General features: G+C 74.6%; 17 protein-coding genes. 12 read left to right on the forward strand and 5 right to left on the reverse strand.

Features of this window, described 5'->3' with window-relative positions; genetic code table 11:
• Both PKC53_RS11360 and PKC53_RS11365 read right to left on the reverse strand, forming a co-directional pair.
• Positions 1 to 703, reverse strand: a 703-nt coding sequence (locus PKC53_RS11360) for a serine hydroxymethyltransferase (RefSeq protein WP_324428600.1), incomplete at its 3' end; no start/stop codon positions are given.
• A 243-nt stretch (positions 704 to 946) separates the two neighbouring features.
• Positions 947 to 1,798, reverse strand: coding sequence for a lytic transglycosylase domain-containing protein (locus PKC53_RS11365; RefSeq protein ID WP_324428602.1), 852 nt, complete (start codon positions 1,796 to 1,798; stop codon positions 947 to 949).
• Between the two features lie 252 nt (positions 1,799 to 2,050).
• On the opposite strand from PKC53_RS11365, the gene PKC53_RS11370 reads away from it, so the two are divergent.
• The 8 genes from PKC53_RS11370 to PKC53_RS11405 all read left to right on the forward strand — a co-directional run bounded on the left by PKC53_RS11370 (position 2,051) and on the right by PKC53_RS11405 (position 13,319).
• Complete coding sequence (locus tag PKC53_RS11370; RefSeq protein WP_324428604.1) at positions 2,051 to 3,613, forward strand: UbiD family decarboxylase; 1,563 nt, start codon at positions 2,051 to 2,053, stop codon at positions 3,611 to 3,613.
• 267 nt (positions 3,614 to 3,880) lie between these two features.
• Positions 3,881 to 7,645 (forward strand): DUF748 domain-containing protein, encoded by a 3,765-nt coding sequence (locus PKC53_RS11375; protein WP_324428606.1) that lies wholly within the window; start codon positions 3,881 to 3,883, stop codon positions 7,643 to 7,645.
• Positions 7,646 to 7,678: 33 nt separating this feature from the next.
• Positions 7,679 to 8,209, forward strand: coding sequence for a peptide-methionine (S)-S-oxide reductase MsrA (msrA, locus tag PKC53_RS11380; RefSeq protein WP_324428609.1), 531 nt, complete (start codon positions 7,679 to 7,681; stop codon positions 8,207 to 8,209).
• A gap of 10 nt (positions 8,210 to 8,219) precedes the next feature.
• Positions 8,220 to 8,864, forward strand: a complete 645-nt coding sequence (locus PKC53_RS11385; protein WP_324428611.1) for an ATP-binding cassette domain-containing protein — start codon at positions 8,220 to 8,222, stop codon at positions 8,862 to 8,864.
• A gap of 58 nt (positions 8,865 to 8,922) precedes the next feature.
• Complete coding sequence (locus tag PKC53_RS11390; protein ID WP_324428613.1) at positions 8,923 to 10,128, forward strand: ABC transporter permease; 1,206 nt, start codon at positions 8,923 to 8,925, stop codon at positions 10,126 to 10,128.
• A gap of 110 nt (positions 10,129 to 10,238) precedes the next feature.
• A complete protein-coding gene (locus PKC53_RS11395) occupies positions 10,239 to 10,430 on the forward strand; it encodes a hypothetical protein (protein WP_324428697.1) in 192 nt (63 codons plus the stop codon).
• Positions 10,420 to 10,932 (forward strand): DUF3299 domain-containing protein, encoded by a 513-nt coding sequence (locus PKC53_RS11400; protein ID WP_324428615.1) that lies wholly within the window; start codon positions 10,420 to 10,422, stop codon positions 10,930 to 10,932. Before PKC53_RS11395 ends, PKC53_RS11400 begins: the two co-directional genes overlap by 11 nt.
• A gap of 47 nt (positions 10,933 to 10,979) precedes the next feature.
• Complete coding sequence (locus tag PKC53_RS11405) at positions 10,980 to 13,319, forward strand: PAS domain-containing protein (protein WP_324428617.1); 2,340 nt, start codon at positions 10,980 to 10,982, stop codon at positions 13,317 to 13,319.
• A gap of 16 nt (positions 13,320 to 13,335) precedes the next feature.
• On the opposite strand, the gene pdxH is transcribed toward PKC53_RS11405, so the two are convergent.
• Positions 13,336 to 13,974 carry a pyridoxamine 5'-phosphate oxidase gene (pdxH, locus tag PKC53_RS11410; protein ID WP_324428619.1) on the reverse strand — a complete coding sequence of 213 codons (639 nt, stop codon included), beginning with the start codon at positions 13,972 to 13,974 and terminating at the stop codon, positions 13,336 to 13,338.
• A 150-nt stretch (positions 13,975 to 14,124) separates the two neighbouring features.
• Between pdxH and PKC53_RS11415 the strand changes: the two genes are divergently transcribed.
• Positions 14,125 to 14,754: a nucleotidyltransferase family protein gene (locus PKC53_RS11415; RefSeq protein WP_324428621.1), complete on the forward strand. Its 630-nt coding sequence runs from the start codon at positions 14,125 to 14,127 to the stop codon at positions 14,752 to 14,754.
• Positions 14,755 to 14,986: 232 nt separating this feature from the next.
• On the opposite strand, the gene PKC53_RS11420 is transcribed toward PKC53_RS11415, so the two are convergent.
• Together PKC53_RS11420 and asd are read right to left on the reverse strand one after the other, a co-directional pair.
• Complete coding sequence (locus PKC53_RS11420) at positions 14,987 to 15,589, reverse strand: gamma-glutamylcyclotransferase (protein WP_324428623.1); 603 nt, start codon at positions 15,587 to 15,589, stop codon at positions 14,987 to 14,989.
• A 19-nt stretch (positions 15,590 to 15,608) separates the two neighbouring features.
• Positions 15,609 to 16,457 carry an archaetidylserine decarboxylase gene (gene asd / locus PKC53_RS11425; protein ID WP_324428625.1) on the reverse strand — a complete coding sequence of 283 codons (849 nt, stop codon included), beginning with the start codon at positions 16,455 to 16,457 and terminating at the stop codon, positions 15,609 to 15,611.
• Positions 16,458 to 16,521: 64 nt separating this feature from the next.
• Here asd and PKC53_RS11430 point away from each other — a divergent pair, with 64 nt between their 5' ends.
• From PKC53_RS11430 to PKC53_RS11440, 3 genes are read left to right on the forward strand one after another with little or no spacing between them, the layout of a single operon-like run.
• Complete coding sequence (locus PKC53_RS11430; RefSeq protein WP_324428627.1) at positions 16,522 to 17,319, forward strand: ABC transporter permease; 798 nt, start codon at positions 16,522 to 16,524, stop codon at positions 17,317 to 17,319.
• Positions 17,320 to 17,340: 21 nt separating this feature from the next.
• On the forward strand, positions 17,341 to 18,330 hold the full coding sequence (locus tag PKC53_RS11435) for an MlaD family protein (RefSeq protein ID WP_324428629.1): 990 nt from the start codon (positions 17,341 to 17,343) through the stop codon (positions 18,328 to 18,330).
• Positions 18,327 to 18,980, forward strand: a complete 654-nt coding sequence (locus PKC53_RS11440; protein WP_324428631.1) for a hypothetical protein — start codon at positions 18,327 to 18,329, stop codon at positions 18,978 to 18,980. The genes PKC53_RS11435 and PKC53_RS11440 overlap by 4 nt, the downstream gene beginning before the upstream one ends.
• Positions 18,981 to 19,033 lie beyond the last annotated feature (53 nt).

Raw genomic sequence — 19,033 nt, forward strand, 5'->3', positions numbered from 1 at the left:
GGCCGCGCAGGCTCTTGTGCGTGGTGCTGGTGACCACGTCGGCGTGCGGCACCGGGTTCGGGTAGACGCCGGCGGCGATCAGCCCGGCGTAGTGCGCCATGTCGACCATGAAGTAGGCGCCGACCGCCTTGGCGACCTTCGCGAAACGCTCGAAGTCGATGCGCAGGCTGTAGGCGCTCGCGCCGGCGATGATCAGCCTGGGCCGCTGCTCGTGCGCCAGGCGCTCCATCGCGTCGTAGTCGATGGCTTCGTTCGCGTCCAGGCCGTAGCTGACCACCTTGAACCACTTGCCGCTCATGTTCAGCGGCATGCCGTGCGTCAGGTGGCCGCCCTCGGCCAGGCTCATGCCCATGATCGTGTCGCCGGGCTGCAGCAGGCCGAAGAACACGGCCTGGTTGGCCTGCGAGCCCGAGTTGGGCTGCACGTTGGCGAAGTTCGCGCCGAACAGCTCGCGGCAGCGGTCGATGGCCAGCTGCTCGACGACGTCGACGTTCTCGCAGCCGCCGTAGTAGCGGCGGCCGGGGTAGCCCTCGGCGTACTTGTTGGTCAGCTGCGAGCCCTGCGCGGCCATCACCGCCGGCGAGGTGTAGTTCTCGCTGGCGATCAGCTCGATGTGCTCTTCCTGGCGGCGGTTCTCGGCCTCGATGGCGGCCCAGACGTCGGGGTCGACGTGGGCGAGGGTGTGGCGGGTGCGGTCGAACATGGCAGACCCCTTCGTGGGCAACTCCGGTGTGAAGGGCCTTCGAACGCCGCGCGCGGCATCGGCCGTGCACGGTCGAGGGCTGCCCAGGCGAACGGCGGGTGCCGGTCGGCCGCCGCGGCGGCGTCGACGGCCCGCGCTCCCCGGTGGTCGTCCACCTCGGCCCCGGCCGTCTCGGTGGGGCCTATCGCCAGTCGCGCGGCAGCCGCGAGTGTAGCGGAGCCCCCGTCGCGGCCCCGGTCACGTTCAGTTCATCGCCACCTTCTGCACCGCCGGCGCGGCCTCGGCCTCGACCGGCGCGGCGGTGGGCACGGCCAGCGGCAGCGGGCGCATCGGTGCGTGCGGCGACAGCGCCTTGCCCTGCGAGACCAGCTTCAGCCGCTGCTGCTCGCCGAGCACCTTGCCGACGTAGCCACCGTCGCTGTCGAGGTGCGCCGCGCCCACGTACCAGCGCAGGCCCATCTCGATGCTGCCGCTGCGCGAGACGTACTCGCGCAGCACCTGCACGCCCACGCGCAGGTTGGTCACCGGGTCGAAGGCGGCGTGGCTGCCGCCGAACGGCTCGTACTTCTCGTTGTGCACGCGGGTCATCACCTGCATCAGGCCCTGCGCGCCGACCGGGCTCTGCGCGAACGGGTTGAAGCGCGACTCGATGGCGATCACCGCGAGGATCAGCGTCGGGTCCAGCCCGGCGCGCTCGCCGACCTGCCAGGCCTCCTGCACCAGCCGGCTCACCGGCTCGGGGGCGACGCGGTAGCGCCGCGAGATCCAGGTGGCCACGGCCTTCTGCTGGCGGTCGAGCTCGGCCGGGTCGGCCGCGGTCGCGCGCGCCACCGCCTGCGGCTCGGCGAACAGGCCCAGCAGGTCGCCATCGGCTTCGAGGCGCGCTTCCTGGCGCGTCTGCAGCCAGTCGAGCGCGGCCACCTCGATGCGCTGGCGCAGGTCGGCATGGCCGAACGCGAACACCGCGGCGGCGACGACGACCAGGCCCAGCAGCGCCAGGCCGTTGTGGCTGATCTCGAGCAGCCCGTTGCCGACGTCGCGCAGGAACACCGACGTCGACTCGCGGGCTGTGCGTGCGAAGTCTCGTACGCTCATCACGGTCCTTTCTCGCGGCCACCTTCGTCGCGCCGGCCGAGATGGCGGCCGGTGCCCGGTGGCGATAATGCCCGGCTGCCGCTCGGCAACCCTCTGCGGACGCCCGGCGGGCCGGTCTGCAGCTTCCATCGACCGGCGACCCAACCTGCGGCGGCGACGGGTAAACCCTGAGTTCTTCAGGCTGGGCGGATTCTAGGAACGGTGAAAATAACCAGTCAAGCATAAGAAGTGCTTCTCTAATTCCGAAATTCGATGACATACCGGGACCTGCGCGACTTCATCGGCCAGCTCGAAACCGCCGGCGAACTGCGTCGCGTGGCCGATCCGGTGTCAACGCGCCTCGAAATGACGGCTTTGTGCGACCGCGTGCTGCGCGCCGGCGGCCCGGCGCTGCTCTTCGAGCGGCCCGCGGGACACCGCATCCCGGTGCTCGGCAACCTGTTCGGCACCCCCGAACGGGTGGCGCGCGCGATGGGCGCCGGCACGCTGGGCGACCTGCGCGACGTCGGCCGGGTGCTGGCTGCGCTGAAGGAGCCCGAGCCGCCGAAGGGCCTGAAGGACGCCGGCCGGCTGCTGCAGATGGCCAAGGCGCTGTGGGACATGAAGCCGGCGCACGTGCGTTCGCCGCCTTGCCAGCAGGAGGTGCTGGCCGGCGACGCGGTCGACCTGGGGCGCCTGCCGGTGCAGTGGTGCTGGGCCGGCGACGCCGGGCCGCTGATCACCTGGGGGCTGGTGATCACGCGCGGGCCGCAGTCGGTGGCGAACCCGCGCCGGCGCCAGAACCTGGGCATCTACCGCCAGCAGGTGATCGGTCCGCGCGAGGTGATCGTGCGCTGGCTGGCGCACCGCGGCGGCGCGCTCGACTTCCGCGACTTCGCGCGCGCGAACCCGGGGCGGCCGTTCCCGATCGCGGTGGCGCTGGGCGCCGACCCGGCGACGATCCTCGGCGCGGTCACGCCGGTGCCCGACACGCTGTCGGAGTACCAGTTCGCCGGGCTGCTGCGCGGCGCACGCACCGAGGTGGCGGCGTCGTCGGTGGGCGAGGGCGCGACGATGCTCGACGTGCCCGCCAGCGCCGAGTTCGTGCTCGAAGGCCACGTGCCGCCGGCCGAGCCGGGCGCCACCGCGACCAGCGAGCACGGCGTGGCGATGAAGGAGGTCGGCGGCTACTGGCACGCGCTCGAGGGCCCGTTCGGCGACCACACCGGCTACTACAACGAGCAGGACTGGTTCCCGGTGCTGCGCGTCGAGCGCCTGACGCACCGGCGAGACCCGATCTACCACAGCACCTACACCGGCAAGCCCCCCGACGAGCCCGCCGTGCTGGGCGTCGCGCTCAACGAGGTGTTCGTGCCGATCCTGCAGAGGCAGTTTCCGGAGATCGTCGACTTCTATCTGCCGCCCGAGGGCTGCAGCTACCGGCTCGCGGTGATCAGCATCCGCAAGAGCTACCCCGGCCACGCCAAGCGCGTGATGTTCGGGCTGTGGAGCTTCCTGCGCCAGTTCATGTACACGAAGTTCATCGTCGTCACCGACGACGACGTCGACATCCGCGACTGGAAGGACGTGATCTGGGCGATCACGACGCGCATGGACCCGGTGCGCGACACCACGCTGGTCGACTCGACGCCGATCGACTACCTCGACTTCGCGTCGCCGGTGTCGGGGCTGGGCGGCAAGATCGGCCTGGACGCGACGAACAAGTGGCCCGCCGAGACGTCGCGCGAGTGGGGACGGCCGATCACGATGGCGGCCGACGTCGAGGCCAGGGTGACCGGCCTGTTCGACGCGGTGATGGATTCGGCCAAGCGCTGACGCCACGGCGATAGACACAAGTTCGCCTCGACCTTGATGCGGCGGCTTGCGGCGTGGCGGCGACGGCGTTATGGTGCGCTTGCCTGCCGAGGGCAGGTCACATGAATGGGCACAGTCTCTGTGCCCCAGGGGCCCCGGACCCCATCCCTCCGGAGCCCCGAATCGGCGACGTCAGTCGCCCGCCCCTCCAAGCTTCGGCGCGGAGGGGTTTCGTTTTTTCGGCCGTGCGCAGGGCATCATGCGCAGCGATGACCGCAGATGCATGCCATGGCTGACGCTGCGCGCTGGGGGCGCCGCGCGATCGCGGTGGGGCTGGTGCTCGGCGCGGCGTGGGCGGCGCTGGCCTGGGCGCTGCCGCCGTTGCTGAAGTCGCAGATCGAGGCACGCGGCGGCGAGTGGCTGGGGCGTCGCGTGGGCGTCGAGCGCGTGGAAGTCTCGCTGGCGGCGCTGAAACTGACGCTGCACGGGCTGCGCGTCGAGAAGGAGGTGCCCGGCGCCGAGCCGCAGCTCGCGCTGCGACGGCTGTTCGTCGACGCGGAGTGGCGGTCGCTGTGGAAGCTCGCACCGGTGCTGCGCGCGGTCGAACTCGACGCGCCACGGTTGCAGTTGCAGCGCCGAGCCGACGGCACCGACGTCGACGACGTGCTCGCGCGCCTGTCGCGTCCCGCCGACGCCGTGCCCGAACCGGACACCGTGCCGCCGCGCTTCGCGCTGTACAACCTGCGCGTCACCGACGGCGCGCTGCGCCTCGACGATCGCGCCGCCGCCGCGGTGCACGAACTCGGCGGACTGCGCGTCGGGCTGCCGTTTCTGTCGAACCTGCCGGCCGACGTCGAGGTCGAGGTCGAACCCGAACTCGCCTTCGATCTCAACGGTGCGGCGTTTGCCAGCACCGCGGTGTCGACGCCTTTCGCCGACGACCGCAAGACGCGGCTCGAACTGCGCTTCGAGGCGGTGGACGTCGCGCCGTACCAGCCGTATCTGCAATCGCTGCTCGAGGGCTTGCCGGTGCGGCTGCGCCGGGCCCGGTTGGGCGCCGATCTGGCGGTCGACTTCGAGGTCGACGCCGACAGGGTGCCCGTGGTGCGCGTCAGCGGCCGCACGACGGCGGTCGACGTCGCGATCGACGACACCGCCGGTGCTCGGCTGCTCGACGTGCCGCGCCTCGAGGCGGCGCTGACCGACGTGCAGCCACTGGCGCGCCGCGCGATGCTGCAGCGGCTGTCGATCGACGGTGCGACGCTGCACGCGCATCGCGACGCCGCCGGAAGGCTGAACCTGCTCGCGCTGGCGCGCCGCGACGCGCCCGTGTCGCCCGGCATCGCCGCCAGCGCGGCGGGCGCGGGGGGTGCAGCGAGTGCGGCCGGCGCGACCAGCGCGGCGGGCACGGCGAAGGCCGCGCCGGGCGGCTGGGCCTTCGGCCTGCAGCGCTTCGAACTCGTCGACGCGACGCTGCGCTGGCGCGACGACGCGGTGCGGCCCGCGGTCGACTGGCGTGTCGCGCCGGTGTCGGCGACGACGGGGGCGATCGCGTGGCCGGCGACCGCACCGGTGCCGGTGGCGTTCGAGGCGCAATGGGCCGCCGACACGCGCGCGCCGACCGCTGAGGCGACCCGGCTGCGGGTCGAAGGCGAGGCCGGCGTCGACGCGGCGGCGCTGCGCGCCGAGGTGCAGCGTCTGCGGCTGTCGCGGTTGGCGCCGTACCTCGCCAACGTGCTCGCGGCCCGGCTCGACGGCCGCGCCGACGTGCAGGCCGCGCTCGACTGGGCAGCTGTCCGCGGCGACGCGCCGGGCCGGCTCGTGCTGAGCGCCCCCGCCGTGCGCGTCGGTGACCTGACGCTGGGCGGCACGGGCCGCACGGCGGCCGCACGCTGGCAGCACTTGCAGGTGAGCGGCGTGAGGCTCGACGCGCCGCAGCGTCACGTCGAGGTCGGCGACGTGACGCTGCGGCGGCCCGAGGCGTCGCTGCACCGCGACGCGGCCGGGCAGTGGAACGTGGCACGGCTGTTCGCCGGGCCGAGCGACACGACGCCACCGCCGAGCAGCCCGGCGTCGCCCGGGTGGAGCGCGCGGCTCGGCCGGCTGCGGATCGACGGCGCGCGCCTGCGCTTCGTCGACGAACGGCCGACGGGTGCCGAGACCGACACGCCGGTGCGGCTCGAACTGCACGACGTCGCGCTGGACCTGCGGCAGCTCGCCTGGCCGGCACGGCGCGGCACGCCGCCGGCGTCGCTGCGCGTCGACGCGCGGCTGCGCGACCCGGGCGCTGCGCAGGACGCCGCCGACGCGACGATCGCCTGGCGCGGCCGCGTGCAACCCTGGCCGCTGCGCGCCGACGGCACGCTGGACGCGGTGCGGTTGCCGCTGCACGCCGTCGTACCGTACCTCGGCGACGCGATCGACGTCGACGTCGCGCACGCCGAAGCCGACTGGCGCGGCGCGCTGCAGGTCGAGGCCGACGGCGCGCGCTGGACGCTGCGCGCCGACGGTGACGCCGTGCTCGCCGACGTGCACGTGCACGAGCCATTGACGGCCACCGGCGGCGGCGCCGAACTGATCGGTTGGGAGCGCCTGGCGCTGCAGAAGATCGCGCTGCACGCCGCGGCCGGCGAACGGCCCGATCTGCGCATCGACGCGGTCGAGCTGTCGGACTTCTTCTCGAAGCTGGTGATCGACGAGCGCGGACGCTTCAACCTGCAGGACGTCGCCGCGCGCGACGACGCCGAGCCCGACGCCGGACCCAAGACGCGCACCGAGGCGGCCTTTGCGCCAGCGACCGAGACCCCCTGGCCGATCGATCTGGCCGTCGGCGGCGTGAGTTTCGTCAACGGCCACGTCGACTTCACCGACCGCTACATCCGCCCGAACTACAGCGCCGACCTGAGCCGGCTGCAGGGCCGCCTGGGGGCTTTCAGCAGCAGCGGCCGCGAGATGGCCGTGCTCGAGCTGAACGGGCGCGCCGCCGGCAGCGCCGAGCTGGAGATCCGCGGCGCGCTGAACCCTGCCGTGCGGCCCCCGGTGCTCGACCTGCAGGCGCGCGCCACCGGGCTCGAACTCGCGCCGCTGTCGCCGTACGCCGGCAAGTACGCCGGTTACGCGATCGAGCGCGGCAAGCTCAGCGTCGACGTGGCCTACCGCATCGACGCCGACGGCCGACTCGACGCGAAGAACCAGGTCGTCCTCGACCAGCTGACCTTTGGCGAGAAGGTCGACTCGCCTTCGGCGACCAAGCTGCCGATCCGCCTGGCGCTGGCGCTGCTGGCCGACCGCCACGGCGTGATCGACGTGAACCTGCCGATCAGCGGCAGCATCAACGACCCGAAGTTCAGCGTCTGGGGCCTGGTGTGGCGCATGATCGGCAACCTGATCGTCAAGGTGGTCACCGCGCCGTTCGCGGCGCTCGCCGGCGGCGGCGGGCCCGACTCGAGCCAGGTCGGTTTCGTCGCCGGCACGTCGGCGCTGGCGGCCGACGCCGCGGCCGGGCTCGACCGCGTCGCGCAGGCGCTGACCGACCGTCCCGCGCTGCGGCTGACGGTGACCGGCGTCGTCGACCCGGCGGCCGAACGCGACGCGATGCAGCTCGCGGCGCTGGAGGCGCGCATCGTCGCCGAACACCGCAGGCAGGCGGTGCGCGCCGGCGCGGCGGCCGACGCGCCGCTGCCTGCGCCGACGCCCGAGCAGCGCGAACGCATCGTGCAGCGGCTGTACCGCGACACGCCGCTGCCCGACCGGCCGCGCAACCTGCTCGGCCTGCTGCAGTCGCTGCCGCTGGCGCAGATGCAGGCGCGCCTGGCCGCGGCGGTGCCCGCAGGCGACGATGCGGCGCGTGAACTCGCGTTGCAGCGCGCGCTGGCGGTGCGCGACGCGCTGGTCGCACGCGGTCTGCCCGCCGAGCGGCTGTTCGTCGGCGCGCCGCGCGTGCGCGGCGCCGACGCCCCGGCCGCGGCGTCCGCCTCCGCCTCCGCGGCCGGTGCCCAGGCCGCGGCCGGCGGCTGGAGCCCGCGCGCGGAACTTTCTCTCGCACTGCGCTGACCGAGACAGTGCCCATCACGACGACCGACGACGATGAAACCCGAGACCATCACCCTGGCCGGCGGCTGCTTCTGGTGCCTGGAGGCCGTCTACGAGCACGTCGACGGCGTGCTCGGCGTCGAGTCGGGGTACAGCAACGGCCACGCCGAGCGCCCGAGTTACGAGCAGGTGTGCCGCGGCGACACCGGCCACGCCGAAGTGGTGCGCGTGCGCTTCGACGCCGCGCGCATCACGCTGCGCGAGGTGCTCGAGATCTTCTTCGCGATCCACGACCCGACCACGCGCGACCGCCAGGGCCACGACATCGGGCCGCAGTACCGCTCGGGCATCTACTGGCACGACGCGGCGCACGAGGCGGTGGCGCGCGAGGTGTGGGCCGAGGCGAACGCGGCGCACGGCGGACGCGTGGTCACCGAGCTCGAGCCCGAGCGCAACTACTGGCGCGCCGAGGACTACCACCAGCACTACTTCGCGAACCACCCGCAGCAGGGCTACTGCGCGGCGGTCGTCGCGCCGAAGGTCGAGAAGTTCCGCCGCACCTTCCGTTCGCGGTGGCGCGGCTGAACGTCGGCCGATGTTCGTGCTGCAGGGGCTGCGCCACGCGTACGCGCACGGGCCGACGCTGGCCTTCGCCGACCTCGAGGTCGCGCCGGGCACGCAGGTGCTGGTGCGCGGGCCGTCGGGCAGCGGCAAGTCGACGCTGCTGGCGATCGTCGCCGGGCTGCTGACGCCGTCGGCCGGGCGTGTCGTGGTCGACGGCGTCGACGTGACCGCGCTGGCGCCGCGCCAGCGCGACGCCTGGCGCGGCGCGCACCTGGGCTTCGTGCCGCAGCGGCTGCACCTGAGCGCGAGCCTGAGCGTCGCGCACAACCTCGCGCTGCCGTACGTGGCGGTCGGCGAGCCGGTCGACGCGGCGCGCATCGACGCGGTGACGCGCCGCCTCGGGCTGCAGGGGCTGCTGGCGAGGCACACGCACGAGCTCAGCGTCGGGCAGGCACAGCGCGTCGCGCTGGCGCGCGCGCTGCTGCGCGCACCGGCGCTGCTGCTGGCCGACGAGCCCAGCGCCAGCCTCGACGACGCGCACGCACGCGGCGCGGTGGCGCTGCTCGCCGAGGTGGCGGCCGAGCAGCGCGCGACGCTGCTCGTGGCCACGCACGACGCTCGCGTCGCCGCGGTGTTGCCGGCGGCCGTCGAGATGCGGCTCGGCGTCGCCGCGTGAGCGCCGGCGCCGTGCCCCGGTCGCGGGCTTCGCTCGGGACGAGTCGCGGAGCGCGGTCGTGAGCCTGGCCGCGCTGGCCTGGCGCTACCTGTGGGCGCGCCCGCTGGTGGCGGCGCTCAACCTGGCGCTGCTCGCGCTCGGCCTGGGGGCCATCGTGTTCGTGCGCCGGGTCGGCGAGCAGGTCGAGCACGCGGTGCAGCGCGACCTGGCCGGGATCGACCTGGTGGTCGGTGCCAAGGGCAGCCCGCTGCAGCTGATCCTCGCCGGCGTCTTTCACCTCGACGTGCCCGGCGGCAGCATTCCGCTGCAGACGCTGGCCACGCTGCGCGGGCACGCGCTGGTCGAGCGTGTCGTGCCGTTGTCGCTGGGCGACAGCGTGCGCGGTTTCCGCATCGTCGGCACCACCGCCGACTACCCGGCGCTGTACGGCGCGACCCTGGCCGGCGGGCGCTGGTGGCAGGCGGAACTCGAGGCGGTGGTCGGCGCCGACGTCGCGGCGGCCACCGGGCTGCGCGAGGGCGGGCGTTTCGTCGGCGTGCACGGGCTCGGCGCCGACGGGCACGCGCACGGCGACACGCCGTACACCGTCACCGGGCGGCTGGCGCGCTGCGGTTGCGTGCTCGACCGCCTGGTGCTCACCAGCCTGGAGTCGGTGTGGCGCGTGCACGAGGACGACGTCGCGCTCGATGACGCCGACCGCGCCGCGCTCGAGGCCGAACGCGAGGTCACGCTGCTGCTGGTGGGCTACCGCTCGCCGCTGGCGGCGGCGATGCTGCCGCGCTGGGTCAACGCGCAGGCCGGCCTGCAGGCCGCGGCGCCGGCGCTCGAGTCGGCGCGGCTGCTGCGCATCGTCGGCGCCGGCACCGAGGTGCTGCGCGGCTTCGGCGCGCTGATGATGGCCGTCGCCGCGCTGTCGGTGTTCGTCGCGCTGATGCACGCGGTGCGCGAGCGCCAGGGCGACCTCGCGATGCTGCGCATGCTCGGCGCGCCGCCGGTTCGCGTGGCCGCGCTGATGGTCGCCGAGGCGCTGTGGCTGATGCTGCTGGGCGTCGCGCTCGGCCTGGCGATCGGCCACGGCTTGACGCATTTGTTAGGCTGGTACCTGGCGGCGCAGCGCTCTCTGGCCGTCACCGGGGCGTGGTGGTCGCCGGGGGTGCTCGGCATCGCGGCGGCGGCGTTCGCGCTGGCGCTGCTGGCCGCGGCGGTGCCGGCGTGGCGCGCGCTGCGGCTCGACGTGACGGCGCTGCTGCAGTCGCCGCGCTAGCCGCGGTGGTGTCGACGTGACAGGAGATCGGGACGATGCAAGCTGGAAGATGGCTTCGGGGCCTTACGGCCTCGGTGGCGGTGGCGCTGCTGGCCCTGGTGACCGGCGCGATGGCGCAGGCCAAGCTGCCCGAGCACGCGCGCAAGGACATCGAACGCCACCGCGCGATGGCCGCGGCGCACGAGAACGCCGCGCGCTGCCTCGAGTCGGGCCGCCCCGAGCAGGAGTGCCAGGAGCGCCTGCGTACCGAGTGCAAGGGGCTGGCGATCGGCCGCTACTGCGGCATGCGCCATGAGCACTGAGCGCCTCGGCGCGCGCACGCTCGTCGCGCTGTGGCTGGCCGCCGGGGTGGCAACGTCGCCCGCGCAGCCGCTGTCGCCGCCGCTCGCCGGCCAGGGCCCCGGCTTCCACGACCCGCGCAGCACGTTCAAGCCGATCGAGGAGCGCGAGGGCGTCGTGCCGTGGCGGCTGCTGGCGATGGTGACGACGCGCGTGCGCAACAACCGCGTCGTGCCCACCTTCCCCGACCCGGTCAAGGCGCTCGACGGCCAGACGGTGCGGCTGCAGGGCTTCATGCTGCCGCTCGAGCCGGGCGAACGCCAGCGCCACTTCCTGCTGTCGGCGGTGCCGACGACCTGCGCGTTCTGCGTGCCGGCCGGGCCCGAGGGCCTGGTGGAGGTGCGCACCCGCGAGCCGGTGCGCTACAGCGTCGACGCGGTCACGCTCGAGGGGCGCATGGCGGTGCTCGCCGACGACCGCTACGGCCTGTTCTACCGCCTGAGCGACGCCACGCCGGCGCGCTGAGCGGCGCCGGCGCCTCGCTACACTGGCGCCGCACTCAGCGCCGGCTCATGCACGACGACCGCCCCCCCGCGCCGCTGCCGGACCTGCCGGCGGTGGTGCGCCGCTCGGGGCGCATCGGGGTCTACGAGCGCGACCTGCGCACCGGCGCCGGCCGCTGGGACGAAGGCATGTTCGAGCTGTGCGGGCTCGACCCGGTGGCGGGCACACCGGGCTTCGAGCAGGTGCTGGCGGTGGTGCACGAGGACGACCGCGAGCGCCTCGCCGCCTTCCACGCCGAGATGGGCGCCGGCGCGCGCGCCCACGGCGAACTGCGCTACCGGCTGCGGCGGCCCGACGGCAGCGTGCGCCACGTGCACTCGTTCGTCGACCTGCTGCGCGACGCCAGCGGCGCGCCGGCGCTGGCGCGCGGCGTGGTCATCGACGAGACCGATGCGCGCACCGAGGCGCTGGCGGCACGCGAGCGCAGCGCGCAGCTCGAGCGCTCGATCGAGCTGGCCGACATCTCGGTGTGGCGCATCGACCTGACCACGCAGCGCATCCACTTCAACCCGACGGGGTTCCGCCTGTCGGCGGTGCCGCCGGTGCCCGAGGGGCTGCCGCTGCAGGCAGTGCGCGACACGATCCACCCCGACGATGTCGGCGCGGTGGTCGCCGCCGCCGAGCAGGCGATGCGCACGCGCGCCGCGGTCGACGTCATCGCGCGTTTCGTCAACCCCGACGGCAGCCGCCGCACGCTGCTGACGCGGCGCGTCGCGGTGCGCGACGCGCACGACCGGCCCACGGAACTGCACGGCATCTCGATCGACCTGACCGAACTGATGGCCGAGCGCGAGAAGGCGCAGCGCCTGGGCGAGCTGGTGCGCCACATCACCGACGCCGCCGGCGTCGGGCTGTGGAGCCGCGACATCGACACCGGCGAGACCGAGTGGAACGCGCCGATGCTGGCGCTGTACGGACTGCCGCCGGACGCGCCGTCGCCGGCGTGGGACGAGTTCCTCGAGCGCTACGTGCACCCCGACGACCGTGCGCGCTTTCTCGCCGACGTCAAGCAGGCCGACCGCGACGGCCGCCCGGTCAAGCACATCGACTTTCGCGTGCGCACCGCCGACGGGCGCGAGCGCTGGATCTACAGCTGGGCGCGGCGCGAGGTGCGCGACGGACGCCTGGTGGCGTTCGGCATCAACGTCGACGTCACCGACCGCCACCAGGCCGAGGCCGAGCGGCGCGAGCGCGAGCGGCTCGAGCAGGCGGCGCGCGCGCAGTCGGCGCTGCTGGCGCGCGTCAGCCACGAGCTGCGCACGCCGATGAACGCGGTGCTCGGCTTCGCCGAGCTGCTCCAGGCCGACCGCGAGCACCCGCTCGACGCGCGGCAGGCCGAGCGCGTCGCGCGCATCCGCGACGCGGGACGCCACCTGCTGTCGCTGATCGACGACCTGCTCGAGCTCGCGGCGATCGACGCCGCCGACCGCCAGCCGCAGTGGCAGGCGCTGCCGCTGGACGACGTGCTGGCGCGCGTGCTGCCGTGGGTCGCGCCGATGGCCGACCAGCACGGCGTGCGCATCGAACGCGACGAGCCGCTGGCCGGCACGGTGCGCGCCGACGCACGCTGGCTGGTGCAGGTGGCGAGCAACCTGCTCACCAACGCGATCAAGTACAACCGGCGCGGCGGCTGGGTGCGCCTGGCCACGCGTCGGCGCGAACGCGGCGGCGTCGCGCAGTGGGCGCTGGTGGTGGCCGACAGCGGCCGCGGGCTCAGCGCCGAGCAGCAGCGTCGGCTGTTCGAGCCGTTCGAGCGCCTGGGCGCCGAGCACGAGGGCATCGCCGGCAGCGGCATCGGACTGACCATCGTGCGCCGCGCGGTCGAGGCCATGGACGGCGAGATCGAGGTCGACAGCGCCCCCGACGCCGGCGCCGAGTTCCGCGTGTGGTTGCCGGCGGTCGACGCCGCACTCGCCGCGGGCGACACCTCGCCTGCCACCCCACCGCCGGCGCCGGGCCGCCTGCGCGTGCTGTGCATCGAGGACAACGAGGTCAACCGCACGCTGATCGAGGGGCTGTTCCGGCTGCGCCCCGACGTCGAACTGCGCATCGCGGTCGACGGGCGCAGCGGCATCGCCGCGGCGCTGGCCGGGCCGCCCGACGTGGTCCTGCTCGACATGCAGCTGCCCGACATGCACGGCGCCGAGGTGCTGGCGCGGCTGCGCGCCGAGCCTCGGCTGGCGGGCTGCACGGTGATCGGCCTGTCGGCCAACGCGATGCCCGACGACGTCCGCGCCGCGCTCGACGCGGGCTTCGACGACTACTGGACCAAGCCGATCGACCTGCGGCGCTTCCTCGCCGGCATCGACGCGCTGATCGAGCGGCGCGCCGCGGCCGCCGCGCCCTGACCCGAGGCGCGCCGGGTCACGGCGCGAGTCGCTCGCGTGCCCAGGCGCCGCCTTCGAGCCGGTAGCGCAGCCGGTCGTGCAGCCGGCTCTTGCGCCCCTGCCAGAACTCCCAGCGGTCGGGCACCAAGCGGTAGCCGCCCCAGTGCGGCGGGCGCGGCGGGTGCAGCGCGAAGCGCGCCGCGTACTTCGCCGCGTTGGCCACCAGCACTGCGCGCGAGGCGATGACCTCGCTCTGCGGCGACGCCCAGGCGCCGATGCGCGAGTCGAGCGGGCGGCTGGCGAAGTAGGCGTCGGACTCGTCGGCGGCGGTCTTCTCGACGCGGCCCTCGATGCGCACCACGCGTTCGAGCTCGACCCAGTGGAACTGCAGCGCCGCCATCGGGTTGCCGTCGAGCTCGCGGCCCTTGCGGCTGGCGTAGTTCGAGTACCAGACGACGCCGCGTTCGTCGTAGCCCTTGACCAGCACGACGCGCGTCGACGGCCGGCCGTCGGCGCCGACGGTGGCCAGCGTCATCGCGGTGGGCTCGGGCAGCTCGCCGTCGATGGCCTGCGTCAGCCACAGGTGGAACTGCTGCAGCGGGTCGGCGGCGGCGCTGCCCTCGTCGAGTTCGGCCTTCTCGTAGCTCTTGCGCAGTTCGGCGATGCGGGGGTTCATGCGACGAGCATACCGGGACGCCGGCCGCATCCCTGCGATGGATTACGCCATTGCGCTTACGGGCAAGGCCTTAGGTACACGTCCCAGTTCCTGCCTGCCGGTGGCGCCGTCATTCTCGACCCTGACGCGCCCGTCGCCTCGGACCTTGCCATGCTGCGCCACCGCCCCTCGCTGATCGTGCTCGCCGCCGGCCGCGGCAGCCGCTTTGCCGGCGGCGTGCACAAGCTGGCGCAGCCGCTGGGCACGTCGACGGTGCTGGCGACGACGCTGGTGCACGCGATCGCGAGCGCGCTGCCGGTGCTGGTGGTGACCACCGAGGCGCTGGCGCCGATCGCGCGGCAGCACGTCGCGGCGCGCGACATCGTCGTGCTGCCCGAGGTCGGCAGCGAGCCCGGGCTGGGCATGGGCCGCTCGATCGCCACCGGCGTGGCCGCGCGCGCCGACGCGCCGGGGTGGTTGATCCTGCCGGCCGACATGCCGCTGGTGCAGCCGGCGACGATGGTCGCGGTGGCGCAGGCGCTGGAGCAGCACCCGGTGGCGTACGCGCAGTTCGAGGGCCGGCGCGGGCACCCGGTGGGTTTTGCCGCCGAGCTGTTTTCGGAGCTGGTGCGCCTCGACGGCGACGAGGGCGCGCGCCGGCTGGTGGCGCGTTACCCGTCGCTGGGCGTCGACGTCGACGACCCCGGCACGCAGGTCGACCTGGACACCGTCGACGACCTGTCGCTGCTGCGCGCCGCGGCGGGCGGCCTGTCCGAGCCGCTGGTCGTCGAGCGCGGGTGAACCGACCCACCCCCGACGCGCTTTCGGCACCTCCTTCGAGCGGGCACCGCCAGCGGACCGGCACGCCCGGATCCACTGCGGCGGCGGAATGGCTACGCGCGCGCACGCGGCGGGCGGCGCGATGCGTGGCAAAGCGCCGGACGAGGCCCCAACGTTCGCTGCGGTCGACGCGCTCCGAGAGGGCGCCTGGGACCTGCGCAACGGGTGGTCGGCGCCTTGTCGTGCCGCGCGCTCAGCACAGCCCGTGGCGGCGCGCCAGCGCGACCAGGCGTTCGATCTCGCGGTCGGCGATGCCGTGGTGGCGCAGCGCGTGCGCGGTGCGCACCAGGTAGTCGAGCGTGGTGCCGTAGCGACCGCAGGCCTGGCGCAGGACGCCCAGCAGTTCGTCGTCGTGCAGCCGGCCGGTGTAGTTCGGGCTGCGTCGGCTGAGCGTGAACGCCAGCGCGCGCACCGGCCCCTGCGGCGTGTGGCAGGCAAGCCAGCGCGGGTCGTAGACGCCGGTGGGCATCTCGCGCGCCCACAGCCGCTCGAGCTCGCCGGGCGCATCGCGCGCCGCGATGCGGTACACCAGCCCGCGGCACGCGCCGCCGCTGAGCAGCGCGAACACCAGCCCCGGGCACTCGGGCGTGCCGCGGTTGACGCGCGAGCGCATGCGCAGCGCGCGGTGATAGCCGTGCACGAATGCCGGGCGCTGCTCGGCGGCGTCGAAGTCGGGGCGCCAGATCAGCGATGCATAGCCGAACACCCACAGGTCGCCGCGCCCGCCCCACTGTGCGCGCACGTGGTGCAGCAGGTGCTGCGGGTCGCGGTGCGGCGCGGGGGTGGTCACGGCCATGGCGTGGCAAGGCAAGGCGTCAGGCGTCGTCGGCCATCGCCTCGCCGAAGCGCACCGCGCGCCCCGGCGCCCACTGCGGGTTGAAGCGCAGCGGCACCGCCGGCCACAACAGCACGACGGTCGAGCCGAGCAGGAAGCGGCCCATCTCGTCGCCCTGGCGCAGCACCGGCGCGTCGGCGCCGTCGTAGCGCCAGCTGCGCACCCGGCCCGGGCGCGGCGGGTTGACCACGCCGTGCCAGGCGGTGGCCATGCTGCCGACGATGGTCGCACCGACCAGCACCATCGCGAACGGCCCGCGCTCGCCGTCGAACAGGCAGACGACGCGCTCGTTGCGCGCGAACAGCCCCGGCAGCGCCCGCGCGGTGGCCGGGTTGACCGAGTAGAGCGCGCCGGGCACGTGCACCATCGAGGCGAGCCGGCCGGCGGCGGGCATGTGGATGCGGTGGTAGTCCTTCGGGCTGAGGTACAGCGTCGCGAAGTGGCCGCCGTCGAAACGACGCGCCAGCGCCGTGTCGCCGCCGAGCAGTTCGACCGCGCGGTAGGTGCTGCCCTTGGCCTGCAGCAGGCGGTCGCCGTCGAGTGCGCCGAACTGGCTGATCGCGCCGTCGACCGGGCACACCCACGCCGCGTCGGCCAGCGGTCGCGCGCCGGCACGCAGCGCGCGCGTGAAGAACGCGTTGAACGTGCGGTACGCGGCCGGGTCGGGTTCGGCCGCTTCGGCGAGGTCGACGCCGTAGCGGCGGGCGAACCAGCGGATCGCCGCGGTGGTCAGCGCGCCGGCCTCGGTCGACGCGAAACGCCCGGCCAGCGTGGTCAGCGCCTGCTTGGGCAGCAGGTGTTGCAGCAGCACGGCGAGGCGGTCGGACATGGGGGCGACAGTGTATCGACGCCGGCTGCGGCGGCCGGCGGCTGCGGCGGCCTATGATCGCCGCATGACCACCGACCGGTACCCTGCCGCCAGCGGCGCCTGGTCGCCGGCGCTCGACTGGCTGCGAGGCTGGTGGCACATCGTGCACCTCGGCGCGCTGCTGCTGGTGCTGGCGCTGGCGCCGTCGAGCTACGCGCGCACGCAGCGCCCGGCCCTGGCGCGCCACCTGTACCTGGCCACCGCACCGTCGCTGCCGTGGTTCACCGTGTTGTCGGCGCTGGCCGGGCTGGTGCTGATCCGCATCGTCACCGTCACCGCGATCAGCTACGGGCTGACGCAGTACGCGATCGAGATGGTGGTGCGCGTGCTGGTGCTCGAGCTGATCCCGCTGTCGGCGGCGCTGTTCGTCGCGCTGCGCTACACGCTGCCGCAGCGCGAGGCGGTGGCCGCGCTGCGCGGCACGGCGACGCCGGAACTCGGCCGCGCCGCGGGCCAGGCGGTGCTGCAGCGCGAGTTGCTGCCGCGCGTGCTGGCCGGCGTGTTCGCGGTGCTGGCGGTGGCGGCGGTGAGCTGCGTCGTGGCGCTGGTCATCGCCTATCTGCAGGTCTACGGCTTCACGCCGTGGGCCTTCGACGGCTACACGCGCACCGTCGGCCAGATCTTCAGCCCGCCGGTGGCGCTGATCTTCGCGCTGAAGACGCTGGGCTTCGGGCTGGCGGTGGCGCTGATCCCGCTGGCGTCGGCGGTGTACGACGCGCCGCGCACGCGCAGCGCGGCCAGCGCCGAGTTGCGTGCGCTGATGCGCACCTTCGCGCTGCTGCTGCTCATCGAGGCCGCGTCGCTGATGGGCAACTACTACTGACCCGCGCCGCCACCGGTCACGATGAACCAACCGCCGCGCGACCCCCGGGCCTCCGCCGACCCCCCGGCGCCGGTGGCGCACCTCGAGCTGAAGGCCGCGCTGCTGGTGCTCGCGATGCTGCTGCTGCTCGCCGGCGCCGTGCTGTACCTGCTGTACGCGCGCGGCGCGTTCGAGCGCACGCAGGAGCTGGTGCTGATCGCCGACGACTCCGAAGGCGTCAGCGTCGGCATGGACATGACCTTCTCGGGGTTCCCGATCGGCCGCGTGCGGCGCATCGAACTGGCCGCCGACGGCAGCGTGCGCATCGTCGTCGACGTGCCGGTCAAGGACGCCGGCTGGCTGCGCAGCTCGAGCGTGTTCGTGCTCTCGCGCGGCCTGGTCGGCGGCACCAGCCTGCGCGCCTACAGCGGCGTGCTCGACGACCCGCCGCTGCCCGCCGGCGCCGAGCGCCGCGTGATCGCAGGCGACGCGACCGCGGAGATCCCGCAACTGCTGGCCGGGGTGCGCGAGCTGGTCGGCCGGCTCGGCGCGCTGGTGGCCCCCGACGCCGCGCTGGCCGCCAGCCTGGGCGACGTGCGCCGGCTCACCGAGCGGCTCAACGGCCCGGGCGGCGCGCTCGGCGTGGCGCTCGGCGACGCGCAGCAGGCGCAGCGGCTGGTGGCGCGCCTCGAGGGCGCCGCGGCGCGCGCCGACGCGCTGCTCGCGCGAATCGACGGCGTCGTCGCCCGCGCCGACGAGCGCGTGCTCGGCCCCGACGGCATGCTGCGCGAGCTGCAGGGCAGCGCCGCCGAGCTGCGTGCGCTGCTCGCCGACACCCGCGCCAGCCTGGGCAAGGTCGACGCCGTGCTCGAGCAGGCGCGCGGCATCGCCGGGGACGTGCGCGGCGCGACCACCGACCTCGACGTGCTGCGCGCCGACGTCGAGGCCAGCCTGCGCCGCGTCGACCGGCTGATCGGCGAGATCAACCGCCGCTGGCCGTTCGCGCGCGACACCGAGCTGAGGCTGCCGTGAGCCGACGCGCGCTGCACCTCGCGGCGGCGGCGATCGCGTCCGTCGCCGGTTGCGCCGGCTCCCCGCCGCCGCAATGGGCGGCCGACGCGCACGCGGCAATGCAGCAGACGGTGGCGGCGGCGCTCGACGGAAGGCCCCGCGTCGAGCAGGCCGAGTTCGCGCGGGCGCGCGAGCAGCTGTCGCGCACCGGGCGCATCGACCTGCTCGCGCGCGCCGAGCTGCTGCGCTGCGCTGCGCACGCCGCGCGGCTCGACGACGCCGGCTGCCCCGGCTTCGAAGGCCATCGCGCCGACGCCGACCCTGCCGACCGCGCCTACGCCGACTACCTGACCGGGCGACTCGACGCGGCGGACCTGTCGCTGCTGCCGGCGGCGCAGCAGGCCGCCGCGCGCGGCGACGCGCAGTCGCTGGCGCGCGTCGACGACCCGCTGGCCAGGCTGGTCGCCGCGTCGACGCTGCTGCGCGCCGGCCGCGCAGGCCCCGAGGCCGTCGCGCTGGCGGTCGATGCCGCGTCGGCGCGGGGCTGGCGGGCGGCGCTGCTCGCGTGGCTGCAGGTGCAGAAGAACTTCGCGCTGCGCGACGGCGACGCCGCGCTGGCGCAGCGCGTGCAGCGGCGCATCGACGCGGCCGCGGGCGGCGCGCAGCGCTGAGCTGAGGCGGTGCCGCGGTCGACCGGCGTGCGATGCGGGTGGCAGCGGTGCGC

Origin of the sequence: Azohydromonas sp. (assembly GCF_035325925.1) — a bacterium.
GTDB lineage: Bacteria > Pseudomonadota > Gammaproteobacteria > Burkholderiales > Burkholderiaceae_C > Calidifontimicrobium.

What these genes read in the sequence shown, in the direction of transcription:
- PKC53_RS11365 (WP_324428602.1), bottom strand. Translation starts at nt 1,798, where the DNA reads ATGAGCGTACGAGACTTCGCACGCACAGCCCGCGAGTCGACGTCGGTG.
- PKC53_RS11370 (WP_324428604.1), top strand. Translation starts at nt 2,051, where the DNA reads ATGACATACCGGGACCTGCGCGACTTCATCGGCCAGCTCGAAACCGCC.
- PKC53_RS11375 (WP_324428606.1), top strand. Translation starts at nt 3,881, where the DNA reads ATGGCTGACGCTGCGCGCTGGGGGCGCCGCGCGATCGCGGTGGGGCTG.
- msrA (WP_324428609.1), top strand. Translation starts at nt 7,679, where the DNA reads ATGAAACCCGAGACCATCACCCTGGCCGGCGGCTGCTTCTGGTGCCTG.
- PKC53_RS11385 (WP_324428611.1), top strand. Translation starts at nt 8,220, where the DNA reads ATGTTCGTGCTGCAGGGGCTGCGCCACGCGTACGCGCACGGGCCGACG.
- PKC53_RS11395 (WP_324428697.1), top strand. Translation starts at nt 10,239, where the DNA reads ATGGCGCAGGCCAAGCTGCCCGAGCACGCGCGCAAGGACATCGAACGC.
- PKC53_RS11400 (WP_324428615.1), top strand. Translation starts at nt 10,420, where the DNA reads ATGAGCACTGAGCGCCTCGGCGCGCGCACGCTCGTCGCGCTGTGGCTG.
- PKC53_RS11405 (WP_324428617.1), top strand. Translation starts at nt 10,980, where the DNA reads ATGCACGACGACCGCCCCCCCGCGCCGCTGCCGGACCTGCCGGCGGTG.
- pdxH (WP_324428619.1), bottom strand. Translation starts at nt 13,974, where the DNA reads ATGAACCCCCGCATCGCCGAACTGCGCAAGAGCTACGAGAAGGCCGAA.
- PKC53_RS11415 (WP_324428621.1), top strand. Translation starts at nt 14,125, where the DNA reads ATGCTGCGCCACCGCCCCTCGCTGATCGTGCTCGCCGCCGGCCGCGGC.
- PKC53_RS11420 (WP_324428623.1), bottom strand. Translation starts at nt 15,589, where the DNA reads ATGGCCGTGACCACCCCCGCGCCGCACCGCGACCCGCAGCACCTGCTG.
- asd (WP_324428625.1), bottom strand. Translation starts at nt 16,457, where the DNA reads ATGTCCGACCGCCTCGCCGTGCTGCTGCAACACCTGCTGCCCAAGCAG.
- PKC53_RS11430 (WP_324428627.1), top strand. Translation starts at nt 16,522, where the DNA reads ATGACCACCGACCGGTACCCTGCCGCCAGCGGCGCCTGGTCGCCGGCG.
- PKC53_RS11435 (WP_324428629.1), top strand. Translation starts at nt 17,341, where the DNA reads ATGAACCAACCGCCGCGCGACCCCCGGGCCTCCGCCGACCCCCCGGCG.